The following is an 18,228-nucleotide window of genomic DNA, read 5'->3' as shown; positions in this document are numbered from 1 at the left end:
TACGAACAGAATCCTAATAAAAATGAAAAAAATCTTTATTTTTCTGTTTGTTATCAATTTTTATGTAAAGAAATGAATAGCTGCGAGAGTTTCTCCCCTCGCAGCTCATTTGATTACGCTAATAACAATTGATGATTTGCCAACAACGTGGCCAAATCGGTTTGCACACCATTAAGCGTCACGACGGTGGTCGGGTCGAACTGGCTACCCGTACCATCTCTGTCGATCTGAATCTCAGTGTTGCTCCCATTTTGTACCACCCGGATATAGTCAGTGAGATTGCTCGCCCCACTGTCCAACGTCGCCACGCCATTCACATAGCTCGCCGATCCCGTGCCGGTATAGCCGCTATCGGAAAGCAGATCGCGCAGGTCAATACGGTCAGTATCCGCCGTCCCCTCCCAGGTACCGACGGTAAAGCCGTTGACCACATCACTGCCATTGCCCCCCGTGGCATCCGAAGCGTTGATCAGCTTATAAAGCAACGTATCGTGACCGCCGCTGCCTATATTGAAAGTGTCATTACCGCCGCGCCCTTCGAACTGGTTATCGCCGCTGTTGCCGGTAATAACGTCGTTGTAGTTGGAACCATTAATCCCTTCAATGTTAACCAGCGTCGCGGTATCGAAACCGGTACTTTGGGCCGTAGACCGCCCAAGATCGACGGTTACACCGGAAGTAGCATGGCGATAATCCACGACATCCATGCCGCCTGTACTGCTCCACGTGTCGTGTTCAGAGGTTGTCGTCCAGCCACCAGAACCGTTGTAGGTATAAGTACCCGCCTCAGCTATAAAGGTATCGTTGTATCCAGTACCTGTCAGGGTTCCGTGGTGTCCGCCTGTGGCAGCATCAGCCGTCAGGGAATAACTCTCTTTACCGTCTCCTGCCGTCAGTCCATCCCAGGTTGCATTACTTGAAACACCGTTAATGGCACGAACCAGCACCGCACGGTAAGTTTCACTGGGGTCTAAACCGTAAAAACTGATGAGTGACGAAGAATCATTTATGCCGATCCCGGACTGAGCATTGATGATTTCGCTGGCGACCAACTGACCTGCCGAGTTGTACAGTTGGACAGTGTTGCCAAAGAAGGCGTTAATGCCTTCGCTGTCGACGATCTTCAAATGCAATGCGGTTCCTGGCGCAACCGTATTGGTATTACGCTCCAGTAAAACCGTACCGTTTTGACGGAAAATCAGCAGGTCTTGTGCACCATCCCAGTCGTAATCCAGCAGAGCCGCTCCGGATACCTGGGTTGACGTAGCGGTACTGAACTTTGAAGCTGTAAAACTTGCTGTCCCCGCCAGTCCATCGTTGGTGTAAAGATAGGACTGCCCACTGTTCGCCAGTTTGATGATGTCCATGTTACCGTCGAGGTTCCAGTCCACCGCCACGCTGACGTTACCCACAAACTTATCCGTGGTCGCTGTTCCAACCGCAGTACCGGCAAGAAGGTTACCGCTACCATCGTTCAGCATTAACACGCCGCCCTGGCTGGTTCCGCTGGAGGTACGGGACATGCTCATATACAGGTCCATGTAACCATCACCATTAAAGTCGGCCCAGGTCATACTTACCGCACTGGAAGCCGCGCCAGAACCATAGCCGCTGTACATGGTATTGGTAAAATTTTGCCCCCATGTGAAAGAACCATTGCCCTGGTTAAACATGGTCGACAGCGCATTGTTGTTCCCCCCATTGGTCGTATGCTGGGCAATATCCACTTTTCCGTCGTTATTCAAATCCACACCGGACGCTTCAATCAGGCTGACGTAGTTACCTACCGTCGAGCCTGATACAAAGTTGGTGTATGCCCCGGCCTTAGAACTACCGGTCAGCACACCTTTGTTATTGAGCATGAAGGTGCTGGAGTCAGGCCCCCCCGCATCACCAATAACGAAATCGGTGTAACCATCTCCCTGAATATCAATGGCGACCACCGCGCCATACCACACCGCAGCGCCCATATTGGTCAGCGTACTGGAGGTGTATGTACCATCTCCATTGTTAGTTAGCTGCACCATGTACGAGTAGCTTGTCCCTTCAGCCAGCACGTCTGCCAGCCCGTCGCGGTTGATATCTGCGTAAGTACCCGTGGTGTAACTCCCCGTCATAGAGAAATTACCTGAAACGGTGTAAGAGTTACGGCTACTGGAGTTCGCCGAGGCGAACTGCTGATTAGCGATAATCGTCCACAGCCCATCCGAATCCAGCATATAACTGGAAGAATAGGAATAATTCGCGGCGGTAAATGACCAGGCTGGTGTCAATGAGGCTTCATTACCCACGACCAGGCTGCCGGTGGTCAAATCAGCAGTATTTCCGTTGCCGGCGCTACTTTTCACCTGTGCGGTGACATCATAATTCTTCACGCTCAGCGCATCGCTGTCCGGGATCTGCAAATACCAGGTGTTATTATCCGGATCGACCACTACCGCACCGCCTGATTCAGAGGTGTAAGTTTTACCGTTCACGTTGATAACGAGATACTCGCCGTTAGTCAGTTCCGCCGATACCAAACCACTCAGAATGGGGGTAGTGTCTGTCGTCGTTTGGGCGGTGATGCTCACAGTGGTAGTAGGGATGCGAGTGTCCACTTTCAACACGAAATTATCTGAATCGGTGTGGTTACCCGCCAGATCGGTGACACGCAGCGTATAGGTGTGATTACCGTCATTCAGACCACTGTCCTGGAAATACCAACTGGTGGCACCGCTCATCGTCACCAATCCCAGCAGCACACCATCACGATACAACTGCACAATCTCGCCATTGTCCGGCGCACGGTTAAGTGTCCCGTTAATGACTGGGGAACTGTCATCTGTTGCCACCGATGCGCCAAAACTGCCCTGGCGTTCGCCTTCTCCGTCGGTATAGCTGACGACTGTACCGACCGTGGCTGGCGGCGTGGTATCGACCGTCACCACCTGCGAAGAGGTCGAGCCGACGTTGCCTGCCTGGTCGACGATCCGCACCTGGTAAGTGTAATCACCGTCAGCCAGATCGCGGGTATCAGTGTAGCTCCAGCGCTGGTTAGTTACGGTTGTGTCAACCCAGGTATTGCCGCCGTCGAGGCTTATCTGCACGCGCTCATCGCTTGCCAGCGCGCTGCCCAGAGAACCGTTAATGGTCAGCGTGGTGTCCATGGTGATGAAGTCGCTGCTGGATTGCCCGGTATCTTCGCTAATGCTGTCAATAGTGATGCCATTCTGCGGTGCCACGGTATCGACAGTAACTACCTGAGAGGTCGTCGCCCCTACGTTACCGGCCTGATCCACCACGCGAACCTGATAGCGGTGATCGCCATCGCTGAGCGTGCGGGTATCGGTATAGCTCCAGCTTGTTCCATTCACCGTGGCGTAGGCCCATGTAGCCCCACCATCAAAGCTCACCTGGACATACTCATTTTTGCCAGGTTCCGCACCCAGCGTACCGTGCAGAGTGTATGACGTTGAGCTGGTCAGGAAATCATTATTATCGAAGCCAGTATCAACAGTAATGTTATCCACTGTTACTGTGATAGCCGCGTCAGGAGCGACCGTATCAACGGTCACCTGTTGATGCGCGGAAGCACCAATGTTTCCGGCAACATCCACTACCCTCACATAATAATCGTAGGTGGCGTTTTGCAGCGTGCGCCCATCAACGTAGTACCAACTGTTGCCAGTCACAATTACGTTCTGCCAGGTCACACCGCCATCAATACTGATCTGAACGTATTCATCAGCGGCCAGAGTCGCCCCCAGCGAACCGTGCAGCGTCAGCGAGGTATCGTTAGTGATAAAGTCGCTGCCGCTCAGGCCGGTATCGTCGCTGATGCTATCAATAGAGATCGTTTTGCTGGCGTCAGGTACGACGGTATCAATGGTGACCACCTGGCTTGTGGTCGCGCTGACATTACCTGCGTTATCAATAACTCGCAGTTGATAGTTGTAATCACCATCGGCCAGCGTACGGCCATCGACATACGTCCAGCTCAGACCACTGACGCTGACGTCAGTCCATGTGAGACCGCCATCCAGGCTAATCTGCGCGTGGTCGCCATTGCCCAGCGCCGCGCCGAGCGTCCCTTTCAGGCTGATCTGGTTGTCGCTGGTAATAAAGTCGTTGCCAGACAGTCCGGTATCCTGAATAACAGAATCCACAGTAATGGTCGTGGCCGCTGGCGCAGTCAGGTCAACCACCACGTCCTGGCTATCCGTTGCGCCAACGTTACCCGCATTGTCGATCACACGAACCTGGTACTGGTACGTACCGTCTGTCAGGGTGCGGCCGTCGGTGTAACGCCATTGCAAACCAGTAACGGTCAGATCAATCCAGGTCGTACCGCCATCAAGACTGATCTGCGCTTTCTCGTTATTACCAAGTTGTGCGGTCAGTGAGCCGTTAACGATGACCTTACTGTCGTTAGTGATGAAATCACTCGCACTCAGGCCGGTGTCGTTTTGCAGCGAATCAATGCCGATCCCCATTGATGGTGCGGTCAAATCAACTGTCACGGTGTGGTCGGCGCTGGCGCTGTTACCAATGGTATTGCTCACCACGGCATGAATCACATATGACCCGCCGTCTGCCAGCGCTGTCACGTCCGCGCTGCCAACGGTGTAGCTCCAGGTGCCGTCATTCTGCACAGTTGCGGTGTAGGTTTTGCCGTTGAGCGTAATGGTCACTGTCTGACCCGCAGGTGCGTCGGTGGTACCGCTGACGACCAGAGGCGTACCGTGCTCCGCCGCGCTAACGATGTCATCTTCAGCAAAGGTGTTAATAGCAATCGTCGGCACGTCACCGCTCAGCGTCACGTCGTGCGTGGCGCTGCCCGGGTTGCCCGCCTTATCGCTCACCGTCGCGGTGAGGGTGTAATCCCCATCGGTCAGGCCGAGGAAATCACGGCCCGGTACGAAGACCGACCACGCACCGTTCGCCGCCACGGTCGCCTGATAGCTATGCCCGTTGAAGGAGACCGTCACCGTCTGGCCCTGTTCCGCCGTAGTGGTACCACTGATGGTCTGGCCCGCCAACTGCTCGGCGTTGTTGACGATATCATCATCTGCCACAGTGCTGATGGTGACGGTTGGTGCCACGGTATCAACCGTCAGGGTATGCGTGGTCTGGCCGTTGTTACCGGCTTTGTCGTTCACCGACGCGCTGACGGTCAACGCGCCTTCACTCAGGTTGGCAAGGTCGGTTGCCGGAACATTGAGCGTCCATGTGCCGTCGTTTGCGACCGTCGCGGTATAGGTTTTGCCACCCAGCGTCACGGTCACCGTCTGGCCCGCTTCCGCGCTGGAAGAGCCGTGTACGGTCAGCGGCTGCTGCACCTCAGCCGCATTCAGAACATCATCACTGGAAATCGTGGCAATGCTGACGACTGGCGCCGTGGTATCCACGCTGATGCCATGCGTTGCCGAAGCACTGTTGCCTGCGCTGTCCCGCGCCGAAACAGAGACTTGATAGCTCGCGCCATCGGCCAGTGCGCCCACGTCTGCAGCCGGTACCGTTGTGCTCCAGGAACCGTCGTTTTGAATGGTGGCCGTGTAGTTCTTGCCGTTCAGGGTAACGGTCACCTGCGTGCCGCTGGCAAACTGCGCGCTGGAGCCATTAATCACCAGCGCATTGCCCGCTTCCGCCGCGTTGATCACGTCATCACCGCTGAGGGTGTTGACGGTCAGCGCCACGGAGGCGGTATTCACCACGACATTGTGTGTCTGGGTGCTGCTGTTACCCGCGCTGTCGGTGATAGTTGCGCTGATGGTTACGGTGCCGTCAGTCAGGGCAGAAATCACGCTGGCCGGTACGCCCACGCTCCAGTTACCACTGGCATCAACGGTGGTGGTGTACTGGTTTGAGCCAATGGTGATGACCAGCTTATCGCCGACGTTCGCGCCGGTTGCTGTCCCGCTGACAATCTGCGCCTGGGTATGCTCCAGACTGTTAATCACGTCATCGCCCGCCACGATATTAAAGCTGACGGTTGGCGGCGTAGTGTCGAGCGTAATCGCTTTATTCGCACTGCCGGTGTTACCTGCCGCATCGCTCACGCTCACCTGTACGGTGTAGCCGTTGTCCGCCATAGCCGTCAGGTCACCCGCTGGCACGTTAACGCTCCAGATACCACCCTGCAGAACCTGCGCGGTATAACTATTTCCGCCAAGCGTCACGGTCACCGTCTGACCAACTTCGGCCGTTGTCGAGCCGGAAATTGTGACACCCGTCCCCGCTTCACTGCTGTTGATCACGTTATCGCCCGCAACCGTATCGATAGTCACGGTTGGCGCAGTCGCATCCACGCTGTACTCACGACCCGCAGAGGCGATGTTGCCGTTCACGTTGGTGACACTCACCTGCACGCTGGCGTCGCCATCTTTCAGTCCGGTGAGATCGGCGGGCGGCACGGTTGCCGTCCAGTTGCCGTCGGCATCAACTTTCGCGGTGTAAGACTTGCCGCCAAAGGTGATGGTTACGGTCTGGTTTTCTTCCACGTTGGACGTGCTGCCCGAAAGCACCAGTTCCGCACCTTTTTCAGCCGCGTTGATCACGTCGTCGGTGGCAATGGCATCGATGCTGATGGCTACCGTCGCCAGGTCGACAGTGACGTCATGGCTGATAGTCACCGGGTTACCCGCCGTGCTCTGGCCTTCTACGGTAACGGTTACCGTCCCCGCAGTCAGGGCGCTGACATCTGCCGCCGGGATTGCCGCGCTCCAGGTGCCGTCTGCCAGCACGGATGCTGCATAGGTTTTGCCATTGATCGTTACGGTAAGCGTGGTACCAACAGCAAGACCGTCGCTGGAACCGGTGATGATCAGGTTTTGACCGTGCTCGATGCTGTTGATCACATCATCGCCCGCCACGGTGTCCACACGCAGACCCGGTAGATTAGCGTCGATAGTCACATCACGCTCGCCAGAACCGGTATTGCCGTGGCTGTTAGTGACGGTTGCTGTAACGGTCAGTTCGCCATTCCCCAGCGCCGTCAGGACGGCCTCAGGCACGTTAACGGACCAGCTCAGATCGCTCTGAACCGTTGCGATGTAATCATTCCCACCGATAGAAACCGTTACGCTACTGCCCGCCTCTGCGTTGGCGACTTTACCGCTAATAGTCTGGCCTGCAGCCACTTCGGAGGCATTGATAACGTTGTCACCCGCAATGGTATTGATGGTGACGGTTGGCAGCGCGGTATCCACCAGCAGGTTTGCGGTATTGCTGACGCTGTTACCCACCGCGCTAGTCGCCGTCGCGCTCAGAGTGTAATTTGCTTCACCCAGAGCAGTCAGATCCGCCGCCGGTACCGTCAGGCTCCAGCTTCCATTTGCAGCGGTTGTCGCCGTGTATTGTTTACCGTTCAGCGTCACTGTGATCAGAGTGCCTTCCGCCAGGTTGGCGCTGGTACCGCTCACGTTCAGATCCTGGCCTTTCTCCACTGCGTTCAGCACGTTATCGCCGCTGAGGGTGTCGAAGCCAACTGACGGCAGCCCGGTATCAACGGTCACATTGTGCGTACCGCTGCCGGTATTGCCCGCCGCGTCGGTCACTGACGCAGTGACGGTCACGCTGCCATCGCTGAGGCCGGCAATCACGCTCGCCGGAACGCCCACGCTCCAGTTGCCCGCCGCGTCCAGCACGGTGGTGTAAGTCTGGCCGCCAATGGTGACGGTGACTTTATCCCCCGCTGCCGCGCCGGTGGCGGAGCCGCTGATAATCTGTGCCTGATTGTGTTCAGCCACGTTAATGACGTCATCGCCCGCGATGGTGTTGATCGTCACCGCAGGCACGGTCACGTCCACCGTCAGGTTGTGGTCAACCGACGCCGGGTTCCCCGCCTTGTCACTGACGCTCGCGGTGACGGTCACGCTGCCGTCGGTTAATCCCGCCAGGTCCGCCGCCGGAACGTTCAGCGTCCAGTTGCCGTTAGCGCCTACGGTGGTGGTGTAGTTTTTACCGTTCAGGCTCACGGTCACCGTCTGGCCCGCCTCGGCGGTACTGGTGCCGGAGATGGCGAGGTCTGACTGCGCTTCCGTGGCGTTCAGGATATCGTCAGCCGCAAGGGTACTGATGGTCACGGACGGTGCGGTCGCATCCACGCTGTACTCGCGGCCCGCAGACGCGCTGTTGCCGTTGACGTTGGTCACGCTCACCTGCACGCTGGCATCGCCGTCTTTTATGCCCGCCAGGTCAGCCGATGGGATGGTCGCCGTCCAGTTGCCACTGTCATCAACGGTGGTGGTGTAGATTTTACCGTTCAGGCTCACGGTCACGGTCTGCCCGGCTTCGACGTTGGTCGTCGCGCCGGAAAGCACCAGATCAACACCTTTTTCAGCGGCATTGATCACGTCGTCGGTGGCGATGGCATTGATGCTGATCGCCACGCTCGCCAGATCGACGGTCACGTCGTGGCTGATGGTGATGGGGTTACCCGCCGCGCTGTCGCCGGTGACGCTGATTTTCACGGTGCCTTCCGGCCACGCGCCCACATCTGCCGCCGGAACCGCTGCGCTCCAGGTGCCGTCTGCCAGTACTGTGGCGGAATAGTCTTTCCCGTTCACGTTCACGGTCAGCGCGGTGCCGGGGGTCAGACCGTCGCTGGAACCGGTCACGATCAGGTTCTGATTGTGTTCAATACTGTTGACCACATCATCACCCGCCACGGTATCGACACGCAGACCCGGGAGGTTGGCGTCGATAGTCACATCACGCTCGCCGGAGCCGGTGTTACCGTGGCCGTTGGTCACGGTGGCGGTCACGCTCAGGCTGCCGTTGCCCAGCGCCGTCAGCACGTCAGACGGCACATTCACTGACCAGCTCAGATCGCCCTGCACCGTCGCGGTATAGGTGTTGCCGCCAATCGTCACGGTTACGGTGTTGCCCGCTTCCGCATGGGCCACGGTACCGCTCAGGGTCTGCCCCGCAGCCACTTCCGCCGCGTTGATGACGTTATCGCCCGCCACGGTATTGATGGTGACGGTTGGCAGCGCGGTATCGACCAGCAGGTTTGCGGTATTGCTCACGCTGTTACCCACCGCGTTGGTCGCCGCGGCGTTCAGGGTGTAGTTAGCTTCACCCAGGCCCGCCAGATCGGCTGCCGGTACCGTCAGGCTCCAGCTTCCATTTGCAGCGGTTGTCGCCGTGTATTGTTTACCGTTCAGCGTCACTGTGATCAGAGTGCCTTCCGCCAGGTTGGCGCTGGTACCGCTCACGCTCAGATCCTGGCCTTTCTCCACCGCATTCAGCACGTTATCGCCGCTGAGGGTGTCGAAGCCAACTGACGGCAGCCCGGTATCAACGGTTACATTGTGCGTACCGCTGCCGGTATTGCCCGCCGCGTCGGTCACTGACGCAGTGACGGTCACGCTGCCATCGCTGAGGCCGGCAATCACGCTCGCCGGAACGCCCACGCTCCAGTTGCCCGCCGCGTCCAGCACGGTGGTGTAAGTCTGGCCGCCAATGGTGACGGTGACTTTATCCCCCGCTGCCGCGCCGGTGGCGGAGCCGCTGATAATCTGTGCCTGATTGTGTTCAGCCACGTTAATGACGTCATCGCCCGCGATGGTGTTGATCGTCACCGCAGGCACGGTCACGTCCACCGTCAGGTTGTGGTCAACCGACGCCGGGTTCCCCGCCTTGTCGCTGACGCTCGCGGTGACGGTCACGCTGCCGTCGGTTAATCCCGCCAGGTCCGCCGCCGGAACGTTCAGCGTCCAGTTGCCGTTAGCGCCTACGGTGGTGGTGTAGTTTTTACCGTTCAGGCTCACGGTCACCGTCTGGCCCGCCTCGGCGGTACTGGTGCCGGAGATGGCGAGGTCTGACTGCGCTTCCGTGGCGTTCAGGATATCGTCAGCCGCAAGGGTACTGATGGTCACGGACGGTGCGGTCGCATCCACGCTGTACTCGCGGCCCGCAGACGCGCTGTTGCCGTTGACGTTGGTCACGCTCACCTGCACGCTGGCATCGCCGTCTTTTATGCCCGCCAGGTCAGCCGATGGCACGGTCGCCGTCCATTTTCCATCTGCATCCACGGTCGCGGTGTAGCTCTTACCGCCGAAGGTGATGTTGACGGTCTGGTTCTCTTCGACGTTGGAGGTGGTACCCGAAAGCACCAGATCCGCGCCCTTCTCGACAGCGTTAATCACATCGTCAGTCGCGATAGCATCAATGCTGATGGCCACGGTCGCCAGATCCACCGTCACGTTGTGGTCGATAGAGACCGGGTTACCGGCGCTGCTCTGGCCTTCAACGGTCACAGTGATAGTTCCCGCAGCTAAGGCACTCACGTCCGCTGACGGGATCGCCGCGCTCCAGGTGCCATCCGCCAGCACGGTTGCCGGGTAGGTTTTGCCGTTGACGGTCACGGTCAGCACTGTACCTGTGCTCAGGCCATTGCTGGAGCCGGTGATAATCAGATTCTGCGCATGCTCAATGCTGTTGATTACGTCATCGCCTGCTACCATGTCAACGCGCAGCCCTGGCAGGTTCGCGTCGATGGTGATATCGCGCTCCCCGGTACTGCTGTTGCCAATGCCGTTGGTTACGCTGGCGGTTACAGTCAGTTCACCGTTACCCAGCGCCGTCAATACGGATTCCGGGACGTTAACGGACCAGCTCAGATCGCTCTCTACCACCGTGGTATAGGTGTTGCCGCCAATCGTTACGGTCACAGTGTTGCCCGCTTCGGCATTCACCACTTTACCGCTGATGGTCTGGCCGTTCGCCAGCTCGGCGGCGTTGATCACATCGTCGCCTGCAATGGTGTTGATGGTCACGCCAGGCAATACAGACTCCACATTCACTGTGTGTGACGTGCTGGTGCTGTTGCCCACGCTATCCGTTGCCGACGCGGTGACGGTGTACAAGGCTTCACCCAGCGCTCCCACCTGGTCCGCCGGAACGGTGGTAGTCCACTGTCCGTTGATATCGACGGTGGCGCTGTAGGCTTTACCGTTGAGCATCACGGTAACGACGGTACCAACCGCCAGACCGGATGCCGTGCCCGAAAGGGTCAGTTCCTGCGTTTTTTCGGTACTGTTGATGACGTCGTCACCAGAAATTACGTCGATGGTCAGCACCGGCGCGGTCAGATTCACTTCCACGTCGTGTGTGGTGCTGTTGCTGTTACCGGCTTTATCGGTCAGCGCCGCTCTGATGGTGTAATCTCCGGCAGTCAACGCATTGACGTCTGCCGCAGGCACCCCCACACTCCAGTTGCCTGAAGCATCCAGGGTCGCGGTGTAATTTTTGTTGTTGATGGTGACAGTCACTACATCACCCGCTGCCGCGCCGGTCACAGAACCGGTGACAATCAGCGCCTGCGCATGTTCAGCGCTGTTGATAACGTCATCGTCAGAAACGGTATTGATGGTCAGTTTCGGCACCGTGGTATCGACCAGCACGTCGCGATCCGCCGAGGCCGGGTTGCCCGCTTTATCGGACACCGCTGCGGTGATGGTATAGTCGCCGTCAACAATCGAGCCGAGATCCGCAGAAGGTACGGTCACGCTCCAGCTACCGTTGGCCTGTACGGTGGTGGTGTAATTCTGGCCGTTCAGGGTCACGGTCACGGTCTGTCCGGCTTCGGCATTAGTCACGCCGTTAACAACCAAATCGACCTGTGCTTCTGCCGCATTGATGATGTTGTTATCGCTAATAATCTCAATAGACACCGTCGGCGCGGTCGCATCCACACTGTACTCACGACCGGCGGAAGCATTGTTGCCGTTCACGTTGGTCACGCTAACGTGTACGCTGGCATCACCGTCTTTCAGGCTGCCCAAATCTGCCATCGGCACGGTTGCCGTCCAGTTACCACTGGCATCTACACTTGCAGTATAAGATTTGCCGCCAAAGGTGATATAGACGGTCTGGTTCTCTTCCACATTGGTCGTTGAGCCAGACAGCACCAGGTCCGTCCCTTTTTCCACTGCGTTAATCACGTCGTCCGTGGCAATGGCATCAATGCTGATGGCAACTGTCGCCAGATCGACCGTGACGTTGTGAGTAATGGATACAGGGTTACCCGCCGCGCTCTCGCCTTTAACGGTGACCGACACGGTTCCCGCCGCCAGTGCGCTAACGTCTGCCGCCGGGATGGCTGCACTCCAGGTGCCGTCTGCCAACACCGTGGCGGCGTAGGTTTTGCCGTTCACGGTTACCGTCAGCGCGGAGCCTGCTGCAAGGCCCTCACTGGAGCCGGTGACGATCAGGTTCTGCGCGTGTTCGATGCTGTTGATCACATCGTCGCCCGCCACGGTATCAACGCGCAGGCCAGGCAGATTGGCATCAATGGTGATGTCGCGCTCGCCAGAGCCGCTATTGCCGTGGCCGTTAGTCACGCTTGCTGACACAGTCAGTAAGCCGTTACCGATAGCGGTTAAGACGTTCGCTGGAACATTTACCGACCAGCTCAGGTCATCCTGAACCTTCGCCGTGTACGTATTACCACCAATATTAATCGTGACAACATCACCACTCGCCGCGCCGCTGACTTTACCACTCAGAGTCTGCCCCGTGGCTACTTCTGCCGCGTTGATCACGTCGTCGGTAGCGATAGCGTTGATGGTTACCACTGGGATCGCGCTGTCCACCAGTACGCCATGGCTGGTACTGGCGCTGTTACCTGCGGTATCGGTCACGCTGGCCGTGACGCTGTAGTTCGCTTCGCCCAATGCGGAAACATTTGCCGCCGGAACGGTCACGCTCCAGTTGCCGCTGGCGTCAGTGGTGGCGGTGTAGTTAATGCCGTTCAGGGTCACCGTGATAGTGGTGCCGTCCGGCTGGTTGCTGGTTCCGGAGAGCTGAAGATCCTGGCCCTTCTCGGTCGCGTTGATCACGTCATCGCCCGCCAGGGTATTAATGGTAATCACCGGTGCCGTCAGGGAGACGTCAACGTCATGCGTTGCTGTGGTGCTGTTGCCCGCCTTGTCGGTGAGGGTTGCGGAGATCGTGTGGTCACCGTTCACCAGCGCGCCAACGTCAGAGGCTGGTACGCCAATGCTCCAGTTACCTGAACCACCGAGCATTGCAGTGTAATCTTTGCCGTTCAGGGTTACGGTGATGACGTCACCCGCCTGCGCGCCGCTCACGTTGCCGGAAACGATCAGCGCCTGGCCGTGCTCGGCGACATTAATGATGTCGTCGCCTGCCACGATGTTAAAGCTGATCTGCGGCACGGTGGTGTCGACCAGCACGGATGCGCCCGCGCTCGCCGGGTTGCCCGCTTTATCCGACACCGTCGCCGTTACCGCCGCATTGCCGTCGGCGATACCTGCCATGTCGGCTGCCGGAACGTTCAGCGTCCAGATACCGTTCGCCTGAACCTGCGCGGTGTACTGGTTGCCATTGAAGGTTACAGTGACCGTCTGACCGGCTTCGGCGCTTGAGGTACCGCTCAGGGTCAGATCCTGCGCCGCTTCAGCCGCATTCAGCATATTGTCGCTGCTGATGGTGTTGATGGTGACCGTCGGCGCGGCGGTATCGACGCTGTATTCCTGCGCGGAAGAGGCCGAATTGCCGTTCACGTTGGTCACGCTGACCTGCACGCTGGCGTCGCCATCTTTCAGGCCGTTCAGGTCTGCCGCTGGAACCGTGTAGGACCAGTCGCCACTGGCATCGACCGTGGTGGTATAGGTTTTACCGCCAAAGGTGACGGTGACGGTCTGCCCTGCCTCAACGTTGCTTGAGGTGCCGCTCAACACCAGGTCCTGGCCTTTTTCCGCCGCGTTCAGCACGTTGTCAGCGGTCACGCTGTTGATGCTGATTGCCACCGCGGAGAGATCCACATCCACGACGGTGCCGATGTTCACCGGGTTGCCGGAGGTATCCTGCGCACTGGCGCTGATGGTGAGCGAACCGTCCGCCCACTGGGAGACGTCCGCCGCCGGAACCGACGCCTGCCAGGTACCATCTGCCAGAACCGTTGCAGCGTAGTCTTTACCATTGATGGTCACGGTAACGGTGCTGCCCGCCGCAAGGTCGGTGCTGGTGCCTGACACAATCAGATTCTGCGCGTGTTCAATCACGTTGATCACGTCGTCACCGGCGACGGTATCAATACGCAGACCCGGCAGTTGGGCGTCAATGGTGAAGTCCAGGGAAGAAGAACCGGTATTGCCGTGTGCGTTAGTTACGCTTGCCGATACGGTCAGTTCGCCGTTGCCGAGCGCGCTTAACTGGCTCTCGGTTAACGGCAGGCTCCAGGTGAGATCGCCCTGCACGGTAACGGTGTACGTCTGGCCGCCGAGGATAATCGTAACGGTATCGCCCGCCGCCGCGTTGCTCACCTTACCAGTCAGGGTTTGCCCTGCCGTAACTTCCGAGGCGTTAACAATGTTATCGCCCGCGAAGGTGTTGATGGTCACTACCGGCAGCGAGCTGTCCACCAGCACGTTGTGGGTGGTCGAGGCACTGTTGCCAACGCTGTCGGTGACGCTGGCAGTCACGGTGTAGTTCGCTTCGCCAAGCGCGCTCACCGCAGACGCAGGTACGCTAACACTCCAGTTACCGCTGGCATCGGTGGTGGCGGTGTAGTTGATGCCGTTCAGGGTCACCGTGATAGTGGTGCCATCAGGCTGATTACTGGTGCCAGAGAGCAGCAGATCTTCGCCTTTCTCAGTGGCATTGATCACATCATCCGCCGCCAGGATATTGATGCCGATTTGCGGCGTCACGGTGTTAACGACAACGTCCAGCGAATTGCTGCCAGTATTGCCGGATTGGTCCGTTACGGAGACATCAATCGTCAGGGTACCGTCGGCCAGCCCCTGAACAACAGACGCTGGCAGACCGAGACTCCAGTTGCCCACCGCGTCTACCACAGTGGTGTAGTCGACGTTATTGATGGTGATGGTGACCAAATCACCCGCTGCTGCGCCGGTGACGGAGCCGCTGAGGATCTGCGCCTGAGAATGGGCGATTTGGTTAACGGTATTAGTATCGGTGACAAAATCGTTGATCGTCACCTGCGGCACGGTGGCATCCACCAGCCCCACGCGATCGGCGCTACTGCTGTTGCCCGCCACATCGCTCACAGTAGCCGTGACCGTCACCGTACCATCTACCAGCGCGCCTACGTCGGCGGCCGGTACATTGAGGGTCCAGGTTCCGTCCGTCTGGACGGTGGTCTGGTAAGATTTACCGTTCAGCGTCACGGTAACAGTCTGTCCCGCCTGGGCATTACTGGTGCCGCTGACCGCCAGATCCTGCTGCGCTTCCGCCGCATTGATGATGTTATCGGACGTCAGGTTGTCCAGCGTGATAGTCGGTGGCAACGTATCCACGGTGACGACGCGCGAGGCTTCTGCGCTATTGCCGTTCACATTGGTGACACTGACGCTCACCTGCGCACGTCCGTCGATCAGGGTTTCCATTGCGCTCGCCGGAACGGTCAGGCTCCAGGAACCATCCTGCTGCACCTGCGCAGTAAAGGTCTGGTCGGCAAATTTAACCACCACGGTCTGACCGGCCTCCACGCCCTGCGTCTGACCTGACAGCGTCACCTCAGCCCCTTTTTCGGCCGCGTTCAGCATGTCATCGCTGCTAATGATATCAATGGTGACCGCTACGGCGTTCAGATCCAGTTCGATGGGGTGCTCAGCAGAAACGGTATTGCCCCACGCGTCCTGCGCGCTAACGTTGACCGTAATATCCCCTGCCGTCCATGCCTGAAGATCGGACGCAGGAACACCAATTTGCCAGTTACCGCTGGCGCTCACCACGGCGGCGTAGTCAACGTTGTTGATGGTAACGGTAATCTGCGTGCCTGCAGCCAGATGGGTACTGGAGCCGGTGACGGTCAGATCCTGCTGCTGTTCGATGGCGTTGATCACGTCATCGCCAGAAATCGTGTTCACGCGCAGGCCAGGCAGCTCAGCGTTGACGTTGATATCACGTTCGCCGCTGCCGGTGTTGCCGTGCGCATTGGTGACCGAAGCGCTGAAGGTCAAATCGCCGTCGCCAAATGCCTTGAGATCCGCTGACGGGATAGTCACGCTCCAGGTCAGATCGCTCCCTACTGTGGCGGTATAGCTCTTGCCACCAACGGAGATAGAAACGGTATCGCCCGCCGCCGCGCCAGTGACGCGCCCACTCAGGGTTTGGTCCATCGCCACTTCGGCGTTGTTGACCAGGTTGTCGCCCGCAAAGGTATTGATAATCACCTGTGGCAGCACCGTATCGACCAGCAGGTTAGCGTCTGCAGAACCGCTATTACCCACGCTGTCCGTGCCGCTCACGCTGACGGTGTAGAGGGTATTTGCCAGATTCAGAACGTCGGAAACCGGCACCTGGACACTCCAGATGCCGTTTTCAACGGTGGCCGGATAGTTGACGTTGTTCAGTGTAACGGTTATGTCGCTGCCGTTCGGCAGATTGCTGGTACCGCTCAGACTCAGCGGCTGCATAGCCTCCTGAGCATTAAGAACATTGTCCTGGCTGATGGCGTCAATCGTGAATTCTGGCGGATTGCCGCTCAGCGTCACGCCGTGCGTCGCGCTGCCGGTATTGCCCGCGGCATCGGTAACGGAGACAGAAATGCTGTGGTCGCCCTCACCCAGCGCGCCGATGACGGAGGCAGGGACGCCAACGCTCCAACTGCCGTCGGCCTGTACGACACCGGTAAAGGTCTGGCCGCCCAGGGTAACCGTGACCACGTCGCCCGCTGCCGCGCCGCTCGCCTTGCCGGAGATAATTTGCGCCTGGCTCTGCTCGCTGGTATTGAGAACATCGTCGCCCGCTACGGTATCGATCGTAACTACGGGTGCGGAGGTATCAACGGTGAAATTGGCGGTGGTTGAAGAACCGTTACCCGCCTTGTCGCTGACGTTCACGGTCAACGAATGGTTGCCGTCAGCCAGCTCTTGTACTTCACTGGCAGGAAGCGTAACGGACCAGGTGCCGTCGCTGCCTACCGTTGCTGTGTGGTTTTTGCCGTTCAGCGTCACGGTTAAAATCTGGCCCGCTTCCGCGTTCGTTTTACCGGTAAGGGTCAGGGTCTGGTTGTGCTCTGCGGCATTGACGATGTTGTCCTGAGAAATCGCATCGACCGATAATGTCGGCTGCACGGTATCCACGCCAATCGTCTGACTACCGCTTACGGTATTACCCGCTGCATCTTTGCCGCTGACGTTGACCGTCCAGGTTCCATCACCCAGCGCCTGTGCGTCTGCTGCGGGCACCTTCACGCTCCATGCGCCATTTTCGCCCACTTCTGCGGTATAGGTTTTACCGTTTAACGTGACGGTGAGCGCCGTTCCCTGCGCGAGATTTTTGCTCGCACCGGAGAGGGTAAAGCCTGCGGACTGCTCACTGGCGTTAATCATGTTATCGCCTGCGGTGGTGGCGAGCGTAACGGCCGCGTCAGCCGTTGAGACAGTCACGGTAATGCTGCCTGCAGTCGTGGTTTTACTGCCGTCGATCTGCACCACGGACCAGGTGTGTTCTCCGTCCGTCTGCGTCGGAAGCTTTACCGTCCAGGTCCCGTCTGTACCGACCATGGCGCTGGCAATGGTGCTGCCGCTGCTATCTTTGATCTGAATGGTCGCACCAGGTTGCCCGGTACCGCTGAAGGTTGGGGTGTTATCATCCGTGACCTCTTTTGCACTCAGCACACCCTGCTTGTCACCCGCTTTGTCCGTTACCAAAAAGGTCGGCGTTGCGCTCTCAACTTCTTTGGTGTTATCAATGACTTTGGTTTTGCCATCACCACCATTTGCCAGCAATGCGCCAATCGCGCCGCCGCCTAATGCCGCGCCTGCAATCCAGCCCCAAGGCGCATCGCTCAGGGCACTGCCTTGCTCGAGAAAAGGTTCGATACTGGATATGGTTGTCGCATGAGAAGTCAGTTCAGTAGTCGCAAGCCCAGACGCTTCTCCGGTCTCAGCAAACGATATATGGGTAAGTTGATCCTCATTGTTGAAGACCAACTCTGAATGGTTTTTACCTTCAGGATCTTCCATGAAATAATTGTTGCAGCGGATCACGCTGCCATCTTTCATGTAAAGCAAGAGATCCTTACCCTGTCGCACGTAGCGTGCCACATCCTGTGCAGAACCATGGACTTCGATAACGCTGGGTGCAGAGACAGAAACAGAGAGGTTCCCTTCACCTGTCAGAACTGTTTTTTCAGCCGTCTTTCGGATAATGACATCAACAATTTTTACTGAACTCATATTTTTTCTCCTTACAGGCGCCCCCATCTTTCACAGATTGCCAACATTCAGATGTAGCAATCTCTGG

The 18,228-nt window shown here is 57.9% G+C and carries 1 protein-coding gene; it reads right to left on the bottom strand.

Going from position 1 to position 18,228, the window contains the following annotated elements; all coding sequences use genetic code 11:
- Positions 1–113 precede the first annotated feature (113 nt).
- Positions 114–18,161: an Ig-like domain-containing protein gene (locus WHR59_RS03220; RefSeq protein ID WP_338843575.1), complete on the bottom strand. Its 18,048-nt coding sequence runs from the start codon at positions 18,159–18,161 to the stop codon at positions 114–116.
- Positions 18,162–18,228 lie beyond the last annotated feature (67 nt).

The organism is Citrobacter europaeus (assembly GCF_037482245.1).
Taxonomy (GTDB): Bacteria; Pseudomonadota; Gammaproteobacteria; order Enterobacterales; family Enterobacteriaceae; genus Citrobacter; species Citrobacter europaeus.
The sequence above is the reverse complement of the archived record's forward strand: the minus strand, read 5'-3'. Positions and strand labels throughout refer to the sequence as shown.

Coding starts and splice junctions, on each gene's coding strand:
- WHR59_RS03220 (WP_338843575.1), bottom strand. CDS start 18,161: ATGAGTTCAGTAAAAATTGTTGATGTCATTATCCGAAAGACGGCTGAA.